This window comes from Acrocarpospora pleiomorpha, from assembly GCF_009687885.1.
In the GTDB taxonomy this organism is placed as follows: Bacteria; Actinomycetota; Actinomycetes; order Streptosporangiales; family Streptosporangiaceae; genus Acrocarpospora; species Acrocarpospora pleiomorpha.
The window spans coordinates 70,396-90,345 of the sequence record NZ_BLAF01000035.1 but is presented as its reverse complement, the minus strand read 5'-3'; the positions used below and the strand labels follow the sequence as shown (position 1 = coordinate 90,345).

Sequence of the window (19,950 nt, the reverse complement as noted above, 5' to 3'; positions counted from 1 at the left end):
TCGATGGCATCGGCACCGATGGGCTGGCCGGCCTTCGCCAGGGAGATCGACGCGACCCTGGCGGTCCAGTCGCAGTACGTGCTGTACGGAAACCTCCGCGACTTCTACCTCGTCCGCTCCCCGGACGGCGAACCGGTCCTGCGGCCCTTGCGTGACCTGGTGTGGCGGGTGCTGGAATCCAACGGGTACGCGGCGCTGCTGTGCTTCGATCCGGTGGACGGGCTGAGCGTGCACCCGCCGGAGCCGGGAGCGCTGGACGCGACCACCCGGCTGCTCGGCGGCAAGCCGGGCGAGCAGCCGCCGTCGCTGACCCGGCTGCGCGCGGATCTGACCGCGTTCTGCCGGCCGCAGGAGCCCGGGGAGCCGCCGGTACGGGGGGCGTTCCTGGTCGACTACGCCTCCCGGCTGGTGGTCAGCCCGGACCATCTCGACCCGGCGGAGCGGGACTTCTTCCTGTTCTGCCTGAAATCCTCGCGTACGGCGCTGCCGCTGTTCCTGCCGGGAAACGCCCGCCCCGGACCGCTCTACAACCCGGTCATCTGGCTCGTGGAGCGGGAACTGGACCTCCCGGCGTGGCTGACGGCGGGCAACGAGCGCATCCGCGCGATCGGGGTGCCGAGCCCGGACTTCGGCGACCGGCAGGAGACGGCCCGGCTGCTGGCCAGGTCGTTCCGGGTGGCCGACCCTGATCCCGCGGTGTGCGACGCGTTCGCCGAGCAGGCCGAGGGGCTGGCGCTGCAGCAGATGGTGGACGTGACCCGGCTGGCCCGCGACCGCGGGCTCGGGTTCGAGCAGCTGCCGGACGCGGTCCGCACCTACAAGCTGGGGGTGCTGGACAACCCGTGGCGGCGCGGTTTCCTGCGGCGGCGGATCAAGGAGGGCGAGACCAGCGTCCCGGCCAGGATCGTCGGCCAGGACGCGGCGGTGGTCAAGACGCTGGACATCCTCAAGCGGGCCGCGCTCGGGCTCTCCGGGGCGCAGGCGGCGCGGTCGTCCTCGCGCCCGCGCGGGGTGCTGTTCTTCGCGGGGCCGACGGGTGTGGGCAAGACCGAGCTGGCCAAGACGGTGGCGGCGCTGGTGTTCGGGGACGAGTCGGCGTATCTGCGGTTCGACATGAGCGAGTTCTCCGCCGAGCACGCGGGTGACCGGCTGATCGGGGCTCCGCCCGGATATGTCGGGCATGAGGCGGGGGGCGAGCTGACCAACGCGGTCCGGCAGCAGCCGTTCCGGGTGATCCTGTTCGACGAGATCGAGAAGGCGCATCCGCGCATCCTGGACAAGTTCCTGCAGGTGCTGGAGGACGGGCGGCTGACCGACGGGCGGGGCACGACCACCCACTTCTCCGAGTGCGTGCTGATCTTCACCTCCAATCTGGGCATGGCGGGGAGCGAGGTGCGGCCGGGCATGCCGTACGAGCGGATCGAGCGGACCATCCGGGCGGCGATCGCCGATCACTTCACCCGGGTGCTCGGGCGGCCGGAGCTGCTGAACCGGCTCGGGGACAACATCGTGGTGTTCGACTTCGTCGGCGCCGAGGCGGCCGGGCGGATCTTCGACTCGCAGCTGGACAACATCCTGCGGGCGGTCAGCGAGCAGCACGGCATCGACGTGCTGCTGGCCGGTCCGGTCCGCGAGACGCTGCGGGAGTGGTGCACGGCCGATCTGGAGAAGGGCGGGCGGGGCATCGGCGCGGCGCTGGAGTCGCTGCTGGTGAACCCGCTGGCCCGGGCGCTGTTCGAGCTGCCGCCCGGGCATCGGGGGCGGGTGGACGTGGTGTCCGTGCGCCGGGACGGGCCGACCGTGACGCTGGAGCTGGCGTGACGGGGCTGCGGCTGAACCGGTGCCACTACCCGGTGACCGCGCTCGGGCCGGGGGTGCGGGCCGGGATCTGGGTGCAGGGCTGCTCGATCGGGTGCTCCGGCTGCGTCGCCACCGACACCTGGCCGTCCGACCCGGCCACCGAGGTGAGCGTGGGCACCGTGCTCGGCTGGCTGGCCTCGCTGAGCGGCCCGGTGGACGGGGTCACGATCTCCGGCGGCGAGCCGTTCCAGCAGCCGGAGGCGGTGGCCGAGCTGATCGCCGGCATCCGGGCGTGGGCGGCCGACCGGCCGGTGGACGTGCTGGCGTACTCGGGGTACACGCTGTCCCGGCTGCGTTCCCGGGCCGGGCTCTCCCGGCTGGTGGACGCCTGCGACGCGGTGGTGACCGGGCCGTACGCGCGAAACCGGCCCGGCGGCGGCTGGCTGCGCGGCTCGGCCAACCAGGTGATCACCCCCATCTCCCCGCTCGGCCAGGCCAGGTACGGCGGGGAGGAGCCCGAAGGCCCGCGCCTTCAGGTAGGTGTGGAAGGAGATCGTGTCTACCTGATCGGCGTGCCGCGCCGGGACGACCTCGACCGCGCGGCGGAGGCTCTGCGCCGCGCCGGTGTGGAGATCGAGGAGGCGTCATGGCGGACCTGATCTGCCCGTTCTGCGGAAACCTGGGACCGGAGGGCGCGCCGCTCTGCCCGGCCTGCGGCGGCCCGCTGCTGACGGCCGGGACGCGGGTGGGACCGCTGCCCGCGGCCCGGGACGGCTGCCCGGAATGCGGGGCCGAGATCCCCGATCCGGGCAACCTGGTCTGCGTCGAATGCCTGAAACCGCTCAACCGGCCGGCGGGGACCCGGCGAGACGCGCCCAGAACGCTCCAGCTGGAATTCCCCGGCGGGTGGGTGACGGTGCCGCCCGGCGGGTCTGCCGTGCTCGGCCGGGACCCCGCCATCAGCGACTACGCCCGGGTGTTCCAGCGTTTCGAGAACGTCTCCCGGCTGCACGCCACCCTCCGCGTCGACCACGGCGGCTCCGCCTGGGTCAGGGACGAGGGCTCCACCAACGGCACGTTCGTGAACGGCGTCGCCGCCGTCTCGGGCGAGGCGATCTCCCTCCACGACGGCGACCTGCTCCGCCTGGCCGCCGACGTGGAGGCACGGGTACGGCTAGGAGAGGACACCGATGGATGACCGGCTGGTGGTAACCGCCATGACGCACGTCGGCGCGGTGCGCGACCACAACGAGGACGCGGTGACCGCCGCCGGGCTGGTCATCTCGGAGATCTCGATGGCCGAACCGATCACCTGCTCGCTGACGCTGTCCCGCACCGTCCTGGTGGCGGTCGCCGACGGCCTGGGCGGGCACGCGGGCGGCGAGGTGGCCGCCGCGCACACGGTCGGCGTGCTGGCCCGCCACGGCTCCACCGCCGAGACCCCCGGCGACCTGGCCAGCCTGATTAAGGACATCGACGCCCAGATCACCACCATGTCCGCCGAGCACCCGGCCCTCACCGGGATGGCCACCACCCTGGCCGGGCTGCTGTTCACCCCCGCCACCACGACCTGGTTCAACGTGGGCGACTCCCGCGTCTACCGCCTGGACGACCGCTTCCTCGGCCAGCTCTCGGTGGACGACTCCCCCGGGCTGGGCGAACCCGGCGCTCCCCCGCCCCCCACCCACCTCGTCACCCAGGTGATCGGCGGCTTCGGCGCCGACATCGACGTGCACACCGGCGTCGACACCCGGACGGGCTGCTGGCTGATCTGCACCGACGGCCTCACCGACCTGGTGCCCGTGGCCGACATGGAGGAGGCGCTGAACTCGGCCGGCGACGACAGCCAGGCGGTCAAACTCCTCTGGGCGCTGGCCATGAACGCCTCCGGCCGGGACAACATCACCATCGTGCTGGCCCGGCGCGGCAAGGAGCGCCCGTGAACCTGGACGAGCGGATCGCCGCGCTGCTCGCGGCGCCGCGCGACGCCCTCGCCGACTTCCAGCTGGCCGGGCTGCTCTGCTCCCGCCACCTCGGCTTCGACGGCCAGGACTCCGACAGGGACACCGCGATCGGCCTCTTCGAAGGCCTGCTGGGCGGCCGCCTGGACACGGAACGCGAGCACATGGCCCGGTTCGGGGCGGGCGTGCTGCGGCTGGCCCGGGTGGTCCCCATCGGCATGCGGGACGGCCGCCCGGCCGACTTCGCCGCCGTCGTCATGCCGCTGCTGACCGGGCGGCAACTGAGCGCGGACGTCCAGGCCGACGTGGCGGCCGTGATCGAGCTCATCACCCCGGTGACGCAGGACGGGCAGGCCCCGCCGGAGGTCGTGGCGCACGCCACCGGCCTGCTCACCATGGCCACGCTTCTACGCCACATGGCCCGGCTGCACCTCGGCGAGCTGTCATACGAGGAGATGCTGCCGCTGCTCACCAAGGCCGTCGCGCTGACCACCGCGCTGCCGCCCTCCGGCCCCCACGGCACCGCTCTGCAGGCCCTGCTCAAGGCCGCCCACCTGCGCCTCGACCCGGACGCGGAGATCATCGACGACACCATCGAGGAACTCGCCGAAGCGGTCGGCCTCGCCGGGTCCGACGAGCTGCTGCGGGTGATCCTGCTGCGCGAGCTCGGCCTGGCGCGGGCCCTGCGCGGCCAGGCGGGCACCCCGGCCACCGACGCCGACCTGGCCGCCGCGCCGGAACTGCTGGAGCGGGCCCTGGACGCGTTACGGCCGGGCCACCCGCTGTATGAGGACACGATGCGGATGGTCGGCGGCGCGCTGCTCACCCGGACCGCGTTCGACCCCACCCACGGCGGCATCACGCGGCTGCTGGCCCTGGCCGCGCGGGGAATCGCCGAGCACGGCGACACCGTGGACGACACGACCCGGGCCAAGGACCTGTTCCTGCTGGGCATGGCCCAGCTCGTCCAGGCCAACCACCTCGGCGACCGGGCGGCCGGTCAGGAGACGATGAGCAACCTGCGGCGCGCGGCCGAGCTGATCCCGCCCGGCGACGAGTTCGCGCCGATGATCGTCGGCGTGCTGGGCGCGGCCCTCAGCGACCGGCACCAGTTCCTCGGCCGGATCGAGGACGCCGAGGCCGCCGGGTTCTTCCTCGAACGTTCCCGCCAGATCATGGATCTGCAGGAGACCCCCGACCGGGACGTGCGCACGCTGCGGATCATGACCGGGCTGACCCGGGTGATCCTGGCCATGCGCCTGCGCGACCTGGACGGCCTCGACGCGGGCATCGACCTGCTCGCCGGGGAACACGCGGCCATGACACCGCTGGACCCCGGGCGTGGCCGGATCGAGGGGGTGCTGGCGATGGCCCGCATCTTCCGGGGGCACGCGCGCGACGACGCCGAGGAGACCGAGGAGGGCATCGATCTCATGATCGAGTCAGCCACGGCGGCGCGCACCGACCAGTCCGATCGGGCCGCCATGGTGGCCAGGGCCGGGCTGGCCCTGCTGCTGCGCGGGATCTCGAAGGGCGATCAGGGCCTGCTGAGCCGGGCCATCGAGCTGCTGGAGCGGGCCAGGGAGCTGCCGGATCCGCCGTACTGGCTGGGGCCGCGGCTCGAGCAGGCGCTGGGGAACGCGTACCTGGCGCGGTTCAAGGCGGGGAACGCTCCCGGCGATCTTGAGAGCGCGATCCGGCATCTGGAGGCGTCGCCGGGGACCGGCGAGCTGGCGCAGGCCTACAGGGAGGCCGGGCGCGGCGCGGACGCGGTCGCGGCCGGGCTCGACGCGCTGCGCGGGCACGCCGACGACGTGCTCGCGCAGGCGGGTCCCGGGCACGGGCTCATGGTGGCGCGGGGAGCCGCCGAGCGCGCGGTCCAGGTGGCCGGGTGGGCGCTGGCCCAGGGGCGGGCCGAGGCGGCGGTCGAGGCGCTGGAGCTCGGGCGCGGCCTGGTCCTGCACGCGGCCACCGCCGCCGGGGAGCTGTCCGCGCTGCTGACCGCGCACGGGCACGCGGATCTGGCCGCCGCCTGGGAGAGCGCCAGGCCGCCCGACGTCTGGTCGGTGGACGGCACCTCCGGGAGCACCGCGGCGCTGATGAACGAGGTGCTGGACCGCAAGCCGCCCGACGAGCTGCGGCAGCGGGTGCTAGCCGTGCTCCGGGGCACGCCCGCGCATCGCGCGCTCCGCTCGGCGCCGTCGGTTCCGGAGATCGCGGGCGCGCTCGGCGAGGCGTCGGCGCTGGTCTACCTGCTGCCGTCGGTCGCGCTGGTGGTGCCGGCGTCGGGTGACGCGCACCCGATCCCGCTGCCGGACGTCGACTTCAGCGGGTACGTCGCGGCGCACGAGGCCTTCCGCCGGACGCTCGACAGGAAGGCCTGGCGGGAGGCCCTCGAACAGGTGCCCGCCCGGGAGATCATGGAGCGGTTACCCGGCGGGCGGCTCGTCCTGGTGCCCACCGGGGTGCTCGGCCTGGTGCCCTGGCATGCGGCCACCGAGGCGGTCGTCTCGTACGCGGCGTCGGCCCGGCAGCTGATCCAGGCGGCCGGGCGCGGCCGGGCGCCGCTGCGGGAGAGCCCGGTCCTGGTCGGCAATCCCACCCGCGACGAACTGTTCTGGTCTCGCCGGGAGGTGACCGAACTGCGGCGGGCGCACTATCCGGGCGCGCCCGCGTACGGGCGTTTCCCCGGCTCCGACGGGACGGCGACCGCCGAGCGGGTGCTCGGCCGGATGTCCGCGTCGATGGCGCACCTGGCCTGCCACGCCGTCTCCGCCGACCCGCCGCCCGCCTCCCACCTGAAACTGGCCGACCGGGAGCTGAGCGTCACCGAGATCCTCGCCCTGGAACGCACCGGCGGGCCGGGCGGCCTGGTCGTCCTGTCCGCCTGCGTCAGCGACCTGAGCGTCCGCGACCACGACGAGACCCTCACCCTGGCCACCGCGTTCCTGCAGGCGGGAGCCTCGGGGGTGATCGGCTCGCGCTGGCTGGTGGCCGAGGACCCGCGCACCGCCGCGCTGATGTTCGTGCTCCACCACCACCTGGCGAGCACCGGACCGGCGGGCGCGCTGCGGGCCGCCCAGCGCTGGATGGCCGACCCCGGCCGCGCTCCCCTGCTGCCGGACACCATCGCCCACGAGATCGAGGACCTCGGCCTCGACCTCGCCGACCCGGCCGTCTGGGCCGCCTTCACCCACCAGGGGATCTGATGCGCCCTCCCGACCTCGCCCGCTACGTGATGGAACGCCTCCACGAGATCCGCGCCGACGTCGACCCCGAGATCTGGGCGCAGCTGCTCCCGCTGTTCGACCAGATCGCCGTCGAGTCCGAGGAGAACGCCGAGGCCGCCTGGTACGACCTGCTCGAACTCATCCAGCTGGGGCTGCCGCGCGGCCACGAGATCCGGCGGACCATCACCGAGGAGCTGTCCGGCGGATACCGGGGCCCGGTCATCGACACCGAGATCGCCGCCACCCTCGACGTGCTCCGCGCGATGCTCCCCGACCTGGCGAGCCTCGGCCCGCCGCAGGAGATCGATCCCGACATCCGCCGGGTCCGCGATCGGCTCCGCGCCGCTCCTTCCCTCACCCCGGAGGAGGTACGCGCCCAGGGCGGCGACCCCGGCTCGCCCGACCTGCTCCGGCTGCCGGGCCCCGGCGGCGTCACGATCCCCGCCTTCCAGTTCGGCCCCGACGGCAGGGAACTGCCGGCCGTGCGCGCCGTCAACGAGATCCTCGCCGCCGGGCGCGACCCCTGGGGCGCCGCGCACTGGTGGCTCCGGGGCAACGCCCTGCTCGGCGACATCCCCGCGTCCCTCGTCGCCGGCCGCCCCGGCGACGTCATCGAGGCCGCGCAGGCCCTTCGAGAGGAGTACTGAGGTGCCCGCGCAGGACCCCCCGGACAATCACACCATCGCCGCCCACCGCCTGCTGCTGCCCCGCGGCACCCAGCTCTGGCGGGTGCACTACCGCGAGTTCCCGGTCGACTCCTTCGTCCCGGCCCGGCCGGACCCCGGCATGCACGGCGGCCGTTTCGACGGCGAGTCCACCGACCCGTACGGCCACTGCTACCTCGCCTACGAGCAGAGCACCGCGCTGGCCGAATGCCTGCTGCGGTCGATGAAGTTCAACGACGACGGGCCGCGCGAGCTGTCGCTGTCCCAGCTGGAGGGGCGGCGGCTGTCCCTGGTCGAGACCACCCGCGAGCTGCCGCTGATCTCGCTGTCCAGCACGCCCGCGCTGGCCGCGGTGGCCCAGGACGAGTGGCTGATCCAGGCCGAGCCGCCGGAATACCCGCGGACCCGGCGGTGGGCGCACTGGATGCGCGAGCACGACACCAGCGCGGCCGGGCTCGACTGGATCTCCCGCCGGGACCTGCCCAAGCGCAGCGTCATCCTGTTCGAGGACCGCTGCCCGGCGCCCCCGATCGCGGCCACGCCGCTCCACGTCGAGCTGGACACCCCAGAAGGGCTCGCCTGGCTGGACGTGGTCATGCGGCCCTACCGGGCCAGGGTGTTACTGCGCTGAGACGGGGTCCACGCCCTCGTCGCGGAGGCGGGCCACCACCTCCGCGGTGAGGTCGCCGTCGTAGGCCAGGCGGGCGGCGCGGGCCGCCGGGCTCACCTCGACGATCACCAGTCCGGCCAGGACGGCGGCCTCGGTGACGTGGCGGGCGAGCTCGCGGCGGTCCAGGTGCTCCTCCAGGGCCTTCTCCAGCGGGGGGGCCGCGCCGGCCAGCCGTACCGCGCCGTGGGCGGCCTCCTGGAAGCGGCCCGCGGCCAGGTGGGCGGCGAGCAGGTCGCGGATCTCCTGGGCGTCGTCGCGGCCGGGCAGCTCCACGGCCAGGGCGTCGGCCTCGGTGAGGATGGCCGCCAGCGACTCGGCCGCCTCCTGGGCGCTGTCCCTGGCCTCGGCGAGCAGGGCGGTCCTGCGGGCCACCAGCGTGAGGTGCTCGCCGACCTGCTCGTTCAGACGGGCGTAGCCGAAGCGGAACGTGCGGGTGTCGGCCACCCCGGCGCGTACGGCGGCGAGCTGGTCGGCCACCGCCTGCGCGCCGTCGGCGTCCAGCGCCTCCCGGTCGTCCCATTCGTCCAGGCGGGTCTCCACCAGGGTGAGGGCGGCCAGGCGCTCGTCCTCGGCCAGCGCGGCGGCCAGACCGGCCCGGACGGCCTCCAGGCGGCGGGCGGCGGCCACCAGGTCCAGGTGCACCGCGTCGGCGTCGGCCTGGTTGGAGACCCGGGCCAGCCGGGTGCCGAGCACGGCCAGCGTGCGCAGCACCCCCTGCCGCTCGTCCTCGGCCGTGCCGCTCACCCGGATGCCCGCCAGCGCCTCGGTACGGCGGGCCAGCGCGACCAGCCGCCCGGACAACCGTTCCCGCTCCACCGCCAGCCGGGACGCGTGCGCGGCGGCCCTGGCCCGGCGGCGGTCCTCCTCCTGCTTGCGGCGTTCCTCGATCCTGCGGCGGCGCTCGCCTTCGAACTCCCTGGCACGTTCCCCGGCCAGCGCCACATCCACGTACCTGGGATTTCCTGACATTCGGGACCCCCTCGCCGAGGCCGAACTATTTATGAGATGTCGTGATCCGGACAGCCGCGGCTGTCTTTGGTGGTTAGAAGTGGTCGAGTAGTTCGGGGAATCGGGTCAGCCGGAGGACGCCTTGGTCATGCGGGTCGAGTTCGGCGTGTTCCAGGACCCAGGTGTGCTCGTGGGGGATGAAGACCGCGTTCATCCCGGCCTGCCTGGCCGGGCCGATGTCGGATTTCGGGGAGTTGCCGATCATCCAGGTGGACGGGAGCGCCAGGGAGTGTTCCCGGGCGAGCCGCTGATACACCTCCACCCCCTTTTCCGGAACAATATGGATATTTCCGAAATGTCGGGCAAGTTGTGAGGCGTCTAGTTTGCGTTGTTGTTCCGCGGGGTCGCCCTTGGTGAGCAGGAGCAGGCGGTGGCGCTGGCCGAGATCGGCCAGTGTGTCCGCGACGCCCGGGATCAGCTCGATCTCGCCCCGGATCAGGCGCACGGCCAGCTGCTCGATCCGCCGCTGCTCCTCGATCGTGGCCGGGCGCTCGTTCAGCTGCTCCAGGCATTCGGCCAGGCTGCGCAGGAAGACCTTGCTGCCGTAGCCGTGCACGACAGCGTTGGCCCGCTCGATGTCGTCGAGGATCGCCCTGATCTCGGGCTTGGCCAGGGTGGGATGAGCCAGCCACTCGAAGAAGTCATCGATGACCCGCTCGAAAAGGATGTTGTTCTCCCACAGGGTGTCATCCGCATCGAAGATGAGCACCTGTCCGTCCCGCCGCACATCCGCCCCCAATATCTCTGGATACCTCTAATTAAGCACTACTTGCCGGTTCGCTCACGGAGAAGCAGCAACGCGTATGCCGCGACCGAGCACGAATCCCCGACCCGGCCGTCGTCGATCATGCGTTCCAGCTCCGCTCGGGGCACCCACGTCTGGATCATGTCCTGCTCGGACGCCTCCCGCCGGGCCGGTCCGGGGGTCAGCCCGGTGGCAAGGTAAACGTGGAAGCCCTGGTTGGTGGTTCCGTGCGCGTTGTCCAACCGGCCGATCCGCTCCAGGCTCACCGCCGTCAGCCCGGTCTCCTCGGCCAGCTCGGTCCGCGCCTCCTCCTCCCGGTCCCGCGCGACGGCGGCCCCCTGCGGGAAACTCCACGAGCGGCGGCCGATCGGATACCGGAATTCCTGGACGAGGTGGAATCCGTCACGTTCCATTGGGATGACGAGCACGAAATCCGGCTTGTCCACGTAGCCGTACAGGCCGGGCGAGCCGTCCGGCCGTTCGATCTCGTCCTCGCGCACGGTCATCCACGGGTTCGCGTACACCACTCGGGAGGAGATGGTCCGGATCATCGCGTCGGTCATGAGGCCCGATCCTAGCGAGTGATGATTGTTGCGGCGCGGAATAAGTTGGTGTGTCACGGCGCTGTCCGGGCTGGTGCCGCCCGTATCGGATGTGCAGGTCAATGAGGATGGTGGGTTGAAATGCAGTTCGGAATCTTCACGGTGGGCGACGTCACGCCGGACCCGACGACGGGGCGCGCTCCCAGCGAGCACGAGCGGATCAAGGCGATGGTGGCGATCGCGCTGAAGGCCGAGGAGATCGGGCTGGACGTGTTCGCGACCGGCGAGCACCACAACCCGCCGTTCGTGCCGTCCTCGCCGACGACCCTGCTGGGTTTCGTGGCGGCCAGGACCGAGCGGCTGATCCTGTCCACGGCGACCACCCTGATCACCACCAACGACCCGGTGAAGATCGCCGAGGACTACGCGATGTTGCAGCACCTGGCCGACGGCCGGGTCGACCTGATGCTCGGCCGGGGCAACACCGGCCCCGTCTACCCGTGGTTCGGCCAGGACATCCGCAACGGCATCCCCCTCGCGGTCGAGAACTACGCCCTCCTGCGCGAGCTGTGGCGCACCGACGTGGTCGACTGGGAAGGCCGGTTCCGTACGCCCCTGCAAGGTTTCACCTCAACCCCGCGCCCGCTGGACGGCGTGCCCCCGTTCGTCTGGCACGGCTCGATCCGCAGCCCCGAGATCGCCGAACAGGCCGCGTACTACGGTGACGGTTTCTTCGCCAACAACATCTTCTGGCCGAAGGAACACTTCGTCCGCCTTATCAGCCTTTATCGGGAAAGGTATGCACACTACGGCCATGGCACGCCCGAGCAGGCGTATGTGGGCCTCGGTGGCCAGGTCTTCATGCGGAAGAACTCCCAGGACGCGGTCCGCGAGTTCCGTCCGTACTTCGACAAGGCCCCCGTGTACGGCAACGGCCCTTCACTGGAGGAGTTCACCGAGCAGACACCGCTCACGGTGGGCAGCCCGCAGGAGGTCATCGACAAGACCCTGACCTTCCGCGACCACTTCGGCGACTACCAGCGGCAACTGTTCCTGATGGACCACGCGGGCCTCCCCCTGAAGACAGTCCTCGAACAGCTGGACATCCTCGGCGAGGAAGTCATCCCTGTCCTCCGCCGCGAATTCGCCGTCAACCGCCCCGCCGACGTCCCCAACGGCCCAACCCACGAGTTCCTAGTCGCCCAAGCCAATTCCGTCCCCGTCTAAGCCATCCGTCCCCGTCTAAGCAAGCCGTCTTCGTCTAAGCCAATCGCGTCCCTGATCTGAGTCGCCCCGAACCCTCACACCCGACCGCGATTCGATCCCACCATCCGACCCCACCGACCGCGATTCGACATCACACTCCGGCGGCGCCAGCCGACGTCGTCAGTCGACCAGGAAGGACATCAATGCACGCCTACCAGCTCGCCGTCGTGACCGCAGGACTGAGCCAGCCGTCCTCGACCCGGATGCTGGGCGACCGCCTGGCGGAGGCGACCCGGCTCGCCCTGGCCGCCGAGCGCCCGGCCGAGGTCCGCGTGATCGAACTTCGCGAGCTGGCGGTCGACATCGCCAAGAACCTGGTCACCGGCTTCCCCTCCTCCGCCCTCGCCGACGCCTTGGACGCGGTCACCAGGGCGGACGCCCTGATCGCGGTCACCCCGATCTTCACCGCCTCCTACAGCGGCCTCTTCAAGTCCTTCTTCGACGTGCTCGACAACACCGCCCTGACCGGCAAGCCCGTCCTGATCGCCGCGACCGGCGGCAGCGCACGCCACTCCCTGGCCCTGGAACACGCCCTCCGGCCACTCTTCAGCTACCTCCACGCGACGGTCATCCCCACCGCCGTCTACGCGGCCTCCGAGGACTGGGCCTCAACCGGCGCATCCGCCCTTTCCACCCGCATCACCCGCGCCGCACACGAACTCGCCGCCCTACTCCTCCACCGCCCGTCCCTCACCGCCGTCCCCACCGGCACCGACGAGCCCGCGAACAGCACCGAGGACACAAAGAACTTCGAGGACGCCAAGAACTTCAAGGACGCGAAGAACTTCGAGGTCGTTCCCTTCGCCGAGCAACTCGCAGCCATCCGCCCGGCATAACCAGACGACACTCAGAGATTGTCGAACGGCGCGGAGTAGCGAAAAACACCCTTGATCGACGGCCTGTACTCCGCCAACGGCCGGACCTGGAAGTACTCGCCCCACGCCGGGTCAGGAGACTCGATGCCGAATCCCGTGGCGGCCCGAAACCCGTAACGACCGTAGTAGGCGGGATTACCGAGCAACGCCACCAGCGGTTCCCCAAGCGCGTCCGCGGCACCCAGCGTCGCGTGCATCAACGCGAGCCCGACACCCTGCCGCTGATACCCGGGCAGCACACTAAGCGGCCCAAGCCCGAGCGCGGCCGTGTCCCCCGCATATCCCCGCGTACACACCACATGCCCGACAACCTCACCCGCCCCCGTCACAGCCACCATCGACAGCGCGGGCAACCACCCCACATCGGCCCTCAACTCATCCACCAACGGAGCCTCGACCGGCTCAGCCTCCCCCGGCTTGGCAAAAGCGGCACCCACCACAGCCCGGATCACCGCCACGTCCTGCGGTCCTTCACGTCGAATCAGCACCGGCACAGTCTGAGCCCCGATCATCCCCGCCCGCAACGAAATAAACCGCCCGCGGACCACCGCCGCGTCCCGCGGTCCGTCACGTCGAAACAACACCAGGCAGGGCTCGGCACCTTTCTCAGGATGTAATTGCGCCCTTCGGCGGGCTGATGGCCAGGACCTCACTGAGTTCCCAACGGCGGCGAAATGACGCTGGGCCATGGGGACAGAGCGCAGCACCATACGTCCGGTCTCGAGCGTCCAGGCCGCGCTCCGCCGCCTGTCAGGGCGTCGAACGCCGCTGGTAGCGCCGTATGAGCGCTATCAAACCACCGACGATCACGCCCGCCGCCAATGCACCCAGGCCGGAGCGGATCAACGAGTAGTCGGGGAAGATCGCGGCGATCAGGATGAAGTAGATGAGTGTGAACTGTACGACGTTGAGCCAGGGATGCCGTTGGTACCAGGCGGAGGCCCATGCGCTCCACAGGATGCTGGGGAGGAACATCGCTCCGTACGCGATCCCCGCCAAGATGCCGGGGACGAGCCCGTGTCGCTGGGTAATGATCGACGATATCGCTGCGGTGAAAAGCAGGCTTACGATGCTGTAGATCAGCGGCGGGCCCCATTCAGGCGCGCGACGAACGGGGTCGGCGGGTCGATCTGTTGGTGCCATCTGGAGCTCCTTCCAGGTTGGTATACCTGAAAGGCGTTCCACACCGTTCCATCGAGCTACCGCCTCCCGGCTCCCGCGGCCAGCCGGGGAAGCTCACATCTCGCCCTCCCCCTGATGGCTTATCTCCATGGGTGGGTGGGAGAACCACGCGGATCAAGCCGCCCCTTCATTCAAGCGACCACGGGGATGACGGGGTCGGGCGGAGCCCAAGGTAGATCAAAGGGATGGGTGGGTGGGAGTGTTGCCGCAACCAATCGACACCAGATCGAAAGGTTGAGCAGCGTTGCGGGTGAACGGGCGTTCCCGAGGATGACGCCCGCGTCCGACCGGGTCGGCTGACCGACGGCGGTCTTCTCCGGGGTGGGGGGCTCCTTGCGCGCAATAGCATGTGGCGCGTCTTTTTCTTTTGGGTCTTTGGGGCGGTTATGGGTGGACCGGGGTTTCGGCGGGTCATGGTGGGGCGGAGTCGGGAGGGGCATCGGGCGGCTACGCCGTTGGAGTTGCTGTTCGATCTTTGTTTCGTGGTGGGGGTGGCGCAGGCGGCGGCCAGTTTGCATCACGCGTTGGCGGAGGGGCATGCGGGGGCGGGGCTCATCGGGTATCTGATGGTGTTTTTCGCCATCTGGTGGGCCTGGATGAACTTCACCTGGTTCGCGTCGGCGTACGACACCGATGACGTGCCCTATCGGGTGCTGGTGATGGTGCAGATCGTGGGGGTGCTGATTCTCGCGGCGGGGGTGCCGCGGGCGTTCGAGGACAAGGACTTCGGGCTGATCACCCTGGGGTACGCGGTGATGCGGCTGGCCATGGTGGCGCTGTGGTCGCGGGCCGCGAAGGAGGACGCGGCGGGGCGGGCGTGCGCGGTCCGGTATGCGATCGGGATCGGGGTCGTGCAGGCGGGGTGGCTGGCGCGGCTGGGGCTCGCCCAGGTGGTCGACCTGGACGGGGTGCTGGGGCTGGTCGTGTTCGTGGCGCTGGCGGGGGCGGAGATGGTGGTGCCGTTGTGGGCGGAGCGCCGCCAGCAGACGAGCTGGCATCCGCGGCACATCGCCGAGCGATACGGGCTGTTCACGCTGATCGTGCTGGGTGAGTCGGTGCTGGCGGCCACGCTGGCCATTCAGACAGGGCTGGACCGAGGACTGGCCACGGCGCAACTGCTGACAGTGGCGCTGAGCGGGGTGGTGATCGTGTTCGGAATGTGGTGGCTGTATTTCGCGTGGCCCGCGCATCCACTGCTCACCTCCAACCGAGCCTCGTTCCCATGGGGCTACGGCCACTACCTGATCTTCTCGTCGGCCGCCGGCGTAGGCGCCGGACTGGCCGTCTCGATCGACTACGAAACACACATCGCACACATCAGCGCCTTCCCGGCGGGCGCCTCCACCGCAGTACCAGTCGCGATCTTCCTGCTCAGCGTATGGTTCGTGCACATCCGCCCTCACCAGGTATCCCACCGGACCAACCTCGCCTTCCCCATCACGGCCGCCCTCGTCCTGGCCACTCCCCTGACACCACTCGCGCTCCCCTTGATCGCGCTCCTACTGGTCGCGCTCACCGTCAGCGTCGAACTGGAGAGATAGCAGGGCGGAATTGTCAGTGGCGCCCGGCATGATAAACGTATGAGCGACGCGCCCCCGATCACCGTCCTGGCCGACGACACGGCCTACGCCGAAGCCGTCCAGCTGGCTGTGGACTCCGCTGCGGCCTACTACGCCGACGGCACCTCGACGCTCGACGACGACACCTACGACCGGCTGGTCCGCGGCATCCAGGCGTATGAGGAGGCCCACCCCGAGTCGGTGCTGCCGTCCTCACCCACGGGGAAGGTGGCCGGTGGAGCCGTGGTCGGCGATGTGCCACACACGGTGCCCATGCTAAGCCTGGACAATGTGTTCGGCGCCGAGCAGCTCACCGACTGGGCGGCCGGGCTGGAGCGCAGGCTCGGCAGGCCCGTCACGACATGGAGCGTGGAGCCCAAGCTCGATGGGTTGGCGATCTCGGCCCGATACCGGCACGGCCGATTGGCGCAACTCGTCACGCGCGGCGACGGCATCTCAGGTGAGGACGTCAGCCACGCCATCGGCACTGTCGTCGGCCTGCCCGATCGACTCGCCGACCCGGTCACGGTTGAGCTGCGCGGCGAGGTCATGATGACGGCCGCGCAGTTCGAGCAGGCGTGTGCCAAGCGGCAGGCGCATGACGGGACGACGTTCGCCAACCCGCGCAGCGCCGCCGCGGGCACGCTGCGGGCGCAGGATCGACCGTATGTGTGCGAGTTGACGTTTTTCGGCTACGGAGTGCTGCCGCCACCGGATGACGACTCCGAACTGGCCACGCGTCTGCGGGAGCTGCCGCACAGCGAGATCATGGAGTGGGTGGCGGCGCAGGGTGTGCAGACGACCGCCGCGACGGCGGTGGCGGGGATCATGGCCGAGACTCTGGAGCGGGTGCGTGAGCGTGTCGAGGAGATCGCGGCTGCCCGTCCCGAGTTGCCGTTCGGCATCGACGGCATCGTGATCAAGTGCGACCTGACGGCCGACCAGACAGCGGCCGGATTCAGCTCGCGGGCGCCGCGCTGGGCGATCGCCTACAAGCTGCCCGCCACCGAGAAGATCACCAAGCTGCTCGCCGTGGAGTGGAACACCGGCCGCACCGGCATCATCGCCCCTCGCGCCGTACTGGAGCCGGTCGAGCTGGATGGCAGCATCGTCACGTACGCGACCCTGCATAATGCGGCCGATATCCGCCGCCGGGGTTTGATGCTGGGCGATAGCGTAGTCGTCTACAAAGCGGGTGATGTGATCCCCCGGGTCGAGGCTCCGGTCGTCCACTTGCGCACGGGCGACGAGCAGCCGATCGAGATCCCCCAGGTCTGCCCCTCCTGCGGCGACGCGATCGACTCCTCTCAGGAGCGGTGGCGGTGCGTGCGCGGGCGCGCTTGCCGGGCGATCGCCTCTATCGGCTACGCCGTCGGCCGGGACCAGCTCGACATCGAGGGCCTGGCCGAAAACCGCATCCAACAGCTTCTGGACGCGGGATTCATCGCCGACTTCGCCGACTTGTTCTTCTTGACCCGCGACCAGGTTCTAGGCCTGGAACGGATGGGAGAGACGAGCACCGACAACCTGCTGGCCGCTATCGATCGGGCCAAAGGCCAGCCGCTCAGCAGGGTGTTCTGCGCGCTCGGGGTCCGCGGCACCGGTCGATCCATGAGCCGCCGCATCGCCAGGCACTTCGGCAGCATGGACGCCATCCGCGCGGCCGACGTCGAGGCGATCCAGGCGGTGGAGGGAATCGGCCCCGAGAAGGCGCCGGTGGTCCTGGCAGAGCTGGTCGAGCTCGCCAACCTCATCGACAAGCTGATCAAGGCCGGGGTCACCATGACAGAGCCGGGGTGGACGCCGCCTGCCGATCCCGGCACTGCCGCGGAGGAGAGTGGCGGGTCCGAGCTCCCACTGGCGGGGATGTCCGTCGTGGTGACCGGCGCGATGAGCGGAGCGCTGGAGGCACTGACGCGTAACCAGATGAACGAGCTGATCGAGCGCGCGGGAGGCAAGGCGTCCTCCAACGTCTCGGCGAAGACGTCGCTGCTGGTGGCGGGGGAGAAGGCGGGCTCCAAGCGGACCAAGGCCGAAAGTCTAGGCGTACGGATCGTCGGCCCAGAGGAGTTCGCCGGCCTCATCGGCCCGTTTATCTGATCGGACAGGTCAATCACGCCCGCCGGAAGCGGACACAGACGCCCGGCCGGGAAGCCCCGGCCGGGCGTCTGCTCACAACAGATGGGTCAGGGCAGCGTGGCGCCTCCCGGCTGGACCACGCCGTTCACCGTCAGCTGGTACGGCGCGTACTGCTGGACCTGCTCGGTCGGCTCGTCATAGGCCACGATGGCGACGACCTTCTTGAACGGAACCGCCAGCAGCAGCTCCAGCCGGTTCAGCGAGAAACTGGTCTTGTTGTTGAACTCGACCTGCAACGCGATCTTGTTGGACTCGTCGAGCCCGACCAGGCGCACGTTCCAGTTCTTCACCGTCACCGGCTTGATCTCGGTCGGCGAGTCGAACGGGTCCAGGCTGGACCCGTCGCTGACCGCCGTCGCGCCGACGGCGACGTCGTCGACCAGGAACCCGCCCTCGTTGACACCGCCGTCGCTGACGTACTGGAAGCCGAGCAGGATCTGCTGGCCCGCGTACGCCGACAGGTCGAAGGTGTGCGGCTCGAAGCCGGTCGTGGTGCCGTTGAGCGCCGGGCCGAGCGGTCCTTCGATGGTGCGGTCGCTGGACAGCGCCGTGTAGGTGGCCCCTCCGTCGGTGGAGACCACCACGTAGGCGTAGTCGAAGCCGAACTCGGCGCCGTACTTGCCCAGGAAGCGCAGCGTCGGGTCGGCGGCCGGCACGGTGACGCGGGCGACCGCGGTGGAGTTGAGGTTGTTCTCGTTGCCGGACCAGAGCACCGGGTTGCCCGGCCTGTCCGGATCGTTGTTCACGATCGTCCAGGTCAGCGGGGCCGTCGGCAGCGTCTTGGCGCCCTTGAAGCTGAGCGACCTCAGCTCGCTGCCCTTGAGCACGGTGCCGTTGGTCTTCTGCAGCGCCACGAAGTCCGCGCCGTTGGGGGCGGCGCCGGGGTTGTCGTTGACGTTGGGGTTGGCGAAGTTGACGGTCGAGCGCAGGCTCTTGGTGGTCACCCGGCTCTTCGGCACGCCCAGCATGACGCCGTTGCGGGACTCTCCGACGATCTTGTCCACCAGGGTCATGGTCTGGTGGTCGTGGAGCACCTTGTACATGTCGGCGACGCCCTCGGCCTCGAGCGCCGCGTCCAGGCTGGCCAGACCCTGGCGTTCGTTGTCGAGGTGCAGCCTGGTCAGGAAGTCGGTGCCGTACCTGTCGTACAGGAAGAGCATCAGGGAGTAGGCGTGGCCGTAGTCGGCGAGGACCTCGCTCGGGTTGCCCTCGCCCCACAGGTTGAGCGAGTTCTCCGGGCCGCCGCAGTCGCGCGGGTTGGGGTTGAACTCCGTCTGCACCGAGCCGAAGCCCTGGTAGCAGTAGATGTGGCTGTCGGCGCCGCGGTCGAACACGGTGCGGGTCGCGTCCACGTAGCCGGTCAGGGTCTGGGCGAAGTCCGACAGGCCCTCGTTGATCCAGGTGCCCTCGATCGGGTCGGTGTAGTAGTGCAGCAGGTGCTGCCACTCGTGCGCGAACGTGCCCTCGTACGCCTGCGGGCGGGCCGGGCGGCTGGTGCACAGGTCCGCGGTCGGCTCGTCCGGCGGGTTCGCGCCGGTGCGGTGCGCCCAGTCGAAGGCGTCCACGGTCATCACGTTGCGGTCCATCCACTCGTTGAACACCGAGGAGAAGAAGCCCGCGATGTACGTCGGAGCGGCGGGGAAGTCGAAGAAGTTGTCGTCCTTGACGTTGTCGATGAGCGCGACCGTGTTGTCGCCCTCACCGGAGAAGTCGCCGGAGATCAGCGCGTTCGAGCCGTCCCGGTCGGGCGGCGTGCTGAAGGCCGCCGTCTCCTTCGGGTACATGTTGGTGTCGAACTCGTGGACGAAGGACGCGACCTGCGCGTCGGTGATCGTCGTGGTGTTCGGGATCTGCGCGCGGCAGTCCCCGGCCGGGAACGCCAGGTCGTTGGCGACCCAGACCTCGATCTTGTCGCCGACGCCGCGCAGCGTGTAGTCCTTGCGGTAGGCGCTGCCCGCGACGTCGTTGAGGGCGATCAGGCTGCGGACCGTGCCGACCGGCGGAGTCACGCCCGCGACGGCGGTGCGCGCCTTGGCTGAGGAGGCCTGGTAGCGGGACGGGGTGTCGACCACCTTGCCGTCCAGCTTGGTGATCTTGGCGTCGAGTTCGCGCATGTCGCTCGGAGCGGGTGGTGGCGCGGCGGTCTGGGCGGCGCTGGCCTGCGCCGGGAGGAGGGACAGGAAGGGCAGGACAAGCGCCGTGGCTGCTAACCCGATTAATCGGTTGCGGGCCATGGATCCCCCTTGGGTGCTCGGATAGCTCGTGGCTGGTTCGTCGCGCATGACAGATGCGCTGACATAGACGTGAC

17 protein-coding genes are annotated in these 19,950 nt (G+C 70.4%); 11 read left to right on the top strand and 6 right to left on the bottom strand.

Translation table 11 applies throughout. From position 1 onward, the window contains the following. Positions 1-3: 3 nt before the first annotated feature. From Aple_RS28720 to Aple_RS28695, 7 genes are read left to right on the top strand one after another with little or no spacing between them, the layout of a single operon-like run. On the top strand, positions 4-1,821 hold the full coding sequence (locus tag Aple_RS28720; protein ID WP_155347844.1) for an AAA family ATPase: 1,818 nt from the start codon (positions 4-6) through the stop codon (positions 1,819-1,821). After that, the gene (locus tag Aple_RS28715) at positions 1,818-2,459 is read left to right on the top strand and encodes a 4Fe-4S single cluster domain-containing protein (RefSeq protein ID WP_155347843.1); all 642 of its coding nucleotides are present in this window, start codon (positions 1,818-1,820) and stop codon (positions 2,457-2,459) included. The genes Aple_RS28720 and Aple_RS28715 overlap by 4 nt, the downstream gene beginning before the upstream one ends. Further along, positions 2,447-2,998 carry an FHA domain-containing protein gene (locus Aple_RS28710; RefSeq protein ID WP_155347842.1) on the top strand — a complete coding sequence of 184 codons (552 nt, stop codon included), beginning with the start codon at positions 2,447-2,449 and terminating at the stop codon, positions 2,996-2,998. Before Aple_RS28715 ends, Aple_RS28710 begins: the two co-directional genes overlap by 13 nt. Beyond that, positions 2,991-3,743, top strand: a complete 753-nt coding sequence (locus tag Aple_RS28705) for a PP2C family protein-serine/threonine phosphatase (RefSeq protein WP_246264849.1) — start codon at positions 2,991-2,993, stop codon at positions 3,741-3,743. The genes Aple_RS28710 and Aple_RS28705 overlap by 8 nt, the downstream gene beginning before the upstream one ends. After that, complete coding sequence (locus Aple_RS28700; RefSeq protein ID WP_155347841.1) at positions 3,740-6,970, top strand: CHAT domain-containing protein; 3,231 nt, start codon at positions 3,740-3,742, stop codon at positions 6,968-6,970. Before Aple_RS28705 ends, Aple_RS28700 begins: the two co-directional genes overlap by 4 nt. Then, a complete protein-coding gene (locus Aple_RS52235) occupies positions 6,970-7,638 on the top strand; it encodes a hypothetical protein (protein ID WP_170321705.1) in 669 nt (222 codons plus the stop codon). The genes Aple_RS28700 and Aple_RS52235 overlap by 1 nt, the downstream gene beginning before the upstream one ends. A 1-nt stretch (position 7,639) precedes the next feature. Then, entirely contained in the window at positions 7,640-8,287 is a 648-nt protein-coding gene (locus Aple_RS28695) for an RES family NAD+ phosphorylase (protein ID WP_170321704.1), read from the top strand. On the opposite strand, the gene Aple_RS28690 is transcribed toward Aple_RS28695, so the two are convergent. From Aple_RS28690 to Aple_RS28680, 3 genes are all read right to left on the bottom strand, one after another. Then, complete coding sequence (locus Aple_RS28690) at positions 8,276-9,295, bottom strand: hypothetical protein (RefSeq protein WP_155347839.1); 1,020 nt, start codon at positions 9,293-9,295, stop codon at positions 8,276-8,278. The genes Aple_RS28695 and Aple_RS28690 overlap by 12 nt on opposite strands. A gap of 73 nt (positions 9,296-9,368) precedes the next feature. Beyond that, complete coding sequence (locus Aple_RS28685; RefSeq protein WP_246264848.1) at positions 9,369-10,043, bottom strand: HAD family hydrolase; 675 nt, start codon at positions 10,041-10,043, stop codon at positions 9,369-9,371. Between the two features lie 56 nt (positions 10,044-10,099). Further along, positions 10,100-10,642, bottom strand: a complete 543-nt coding sequence (locus Aple_RS28680; protein WP_155347837.1) for an NUDIX domain-containing protein — start codon at positions 10,640-10,642, stop codon at positions 10,100-10,102. A gap of 120 nt (positions 10,643-10,762) precedes the next feature. Between Aple_RS28680 and Aple_RS28675 the strand changes: the two genes are divergently transcribed. Next, on the top strand, positions 10,763-11,848 hold the full coding sequence (locus tag Aple_RS28675) for an LLM class flavin-dependent oxidoreductase (RefSeq protein WP_155347836.1): 1,086 nt from the start codon (positions 10,763-10,765) through the stop codon (positions 11,846-11,848). 182 nt (positions 11,849-12,030) lie between these two features. Continuing rightward, entirely contained in the window at positions 12,031-12,723 is a 693-nt protein-coding gene (locus Aple_RS28670) for an FMN reductase (protein ID WP_155347835.1), read from the top strand. An 11-nt stretch (positions 12,724-12,734) separates the two neighbouring features. Here Aple_RS28670 and Aple_RS28665 read toward each other — a convergent pair whose 3' ends face one another. Both Aple_RS28665 and Aple_RS28660 read right to left on the bottom strand, forming a co-directional pair. Beyond that, entirely contained in the window at positions 12,735-13,250 is a 516-nt protein-coding gene (locus tag Aple_RS28665) for a GNAT family N-acetyltransferase (protein ID WP_155347834.1), read from the bottom strand. A gap of 262 nt (positions 13,251-13,512) precedes the next feature. After that, positions 13,513-13,905 carry a hypothetical protein gene (locus tag Aple_RS28660; RefSeq protein ID WP_155347833.1) on the bottom strand — a complete coding sequence of 131 codons (393 nt, stop codon included), beginning with the start codon at positions 13,903-13,905 and terminating at the stop codon, positions 13,513-13,515. Positions 13,906-14,330: 425 nt separating this feature from the next. On the opposite strand from Aple_RS28660, the gene Aple_RS28655 reads away from it, so the two are divergent. Next, on the top strand, positions 14,331-15,485 hold the full coding sequence (locus Aple_RS28655; protein ID WP_373869644.1) for a low temperature requirement protein A: 1,155 nt from the start codon (positions 14,331-14,333) through the stop codon (positions 15,483-15,485). Between the two features lie 39 nt (positions 15,486-15,524). Further along, a complete protein-coding gene (gene ligA, locus Aple_RS28650) occupies positions 15,525-17,603 on the top strand; it encodes an NAD-dependent DNA ligase LigA (protein ID WP_155347831.1) in 2,079 nt (692 codons plus the stop codon). Between the two features lie 86 nt (positions 17,604-17,689). Here the strand turns inward: ligA and Aple_RS28645 are convergent, their stop codons facing one another. Then, on the bottom strand, positions 17,690-19,876 hold the full coding sequence (locus tag Aple_RS28645; protein WP_155347830.1) for a M6 family metallopeptidase: 2,187 nt from the start codon (positions 19,874-19,876) through the stop codon (positions 17,690-17,692). Between the last annotated feature and the right edge of the window lie 74 nt (positions 19,877-19,950).

Bases quoted from the DNA above. Each gene is read 5' to 3' on its own strand.
- Aple_RS28720 (WP_155347844.1), top strand. From the start codon at position 4: ATGGCATCGGCACCGATGGGCTGGCCGGCCTTCGCCAGGGAGATCGAC.
- Aple_RS28710 (WP_155347842.1), top strand. From the start codon at position 2,447: ATGGCGGACCTGATCTGCCCGTTCTGCGGAAACCTGGGACCGGAGGGC.
- Aple_RS28705 (WP_246264849.1), top strand. From the start codon at position 2,991: ATGGATGACCGGCTGGTGGTAACCGCCATGACGCACGTCGGCGCGGTG.
- Aple_RS52235 (WP_170321705.1), top strand. From the start codon at position 6,970: ATGCGCCCTCCCGACCTCGCCCGCTACGTGATGGAACGCCTCCACGAG.
- Aple_RS28690 (WP_155347839.1), bottom strand. From the start codon at position 9,295: ATGTCAGGAAATCCCAGGTACGTGGATGTGGCGCTGGCCGGGGAACGT.
- Aple_RS28680 (WP_155347837.1), bottom strand. From the start codon at position 10,642: ATGACCGACGCGATGATCCGGACCATCTCCTCCCGAGTGGTGTACGCG.
- Aple_RS28675 (WP_155347836.1), top strand. From the start codon at position 10,763: ATGCAGTTCGGAATCTTCACGGTGGGCGACGTCACGCCGGACCCGACG.
- Aple_RS28670 (WP_155347835.1), top strand. From the start codon at position 12,031: ATGCACGCCTACCAGCTCGCCGTCGTGACCGCAGGACTGAGCCAGCCG.
- Aple_RS28660 (WP_155347833.1), bottom strand. From the start codon at position 13,905: ATGGCACCAACAGATCGACCCGCCGACCCCGTTCGTCGCGCGCCTGAA.
- Aple_RS28655 (WP_373869644.1), top strand. From the start codon at position 14,331: ATGGGTGGACCGGGGTTTCGGCGGGTCATGGTGGGGCGGAGTCGGGAG.
- ligA (WP_155347831.1), top strand. From the start codon at position 15,525: ATGAGCGACGCGCCCCCGATCACCGTCCTGGCCGACGACACGGCCTAC.
- Aple_RS28645 (WP_155347830.1), bottom strand. From the start codon at position 19,876: ATGGCCCGCAACCGATTAATCGGGTTAGCAGCCACGGCGCTTGTCCTG.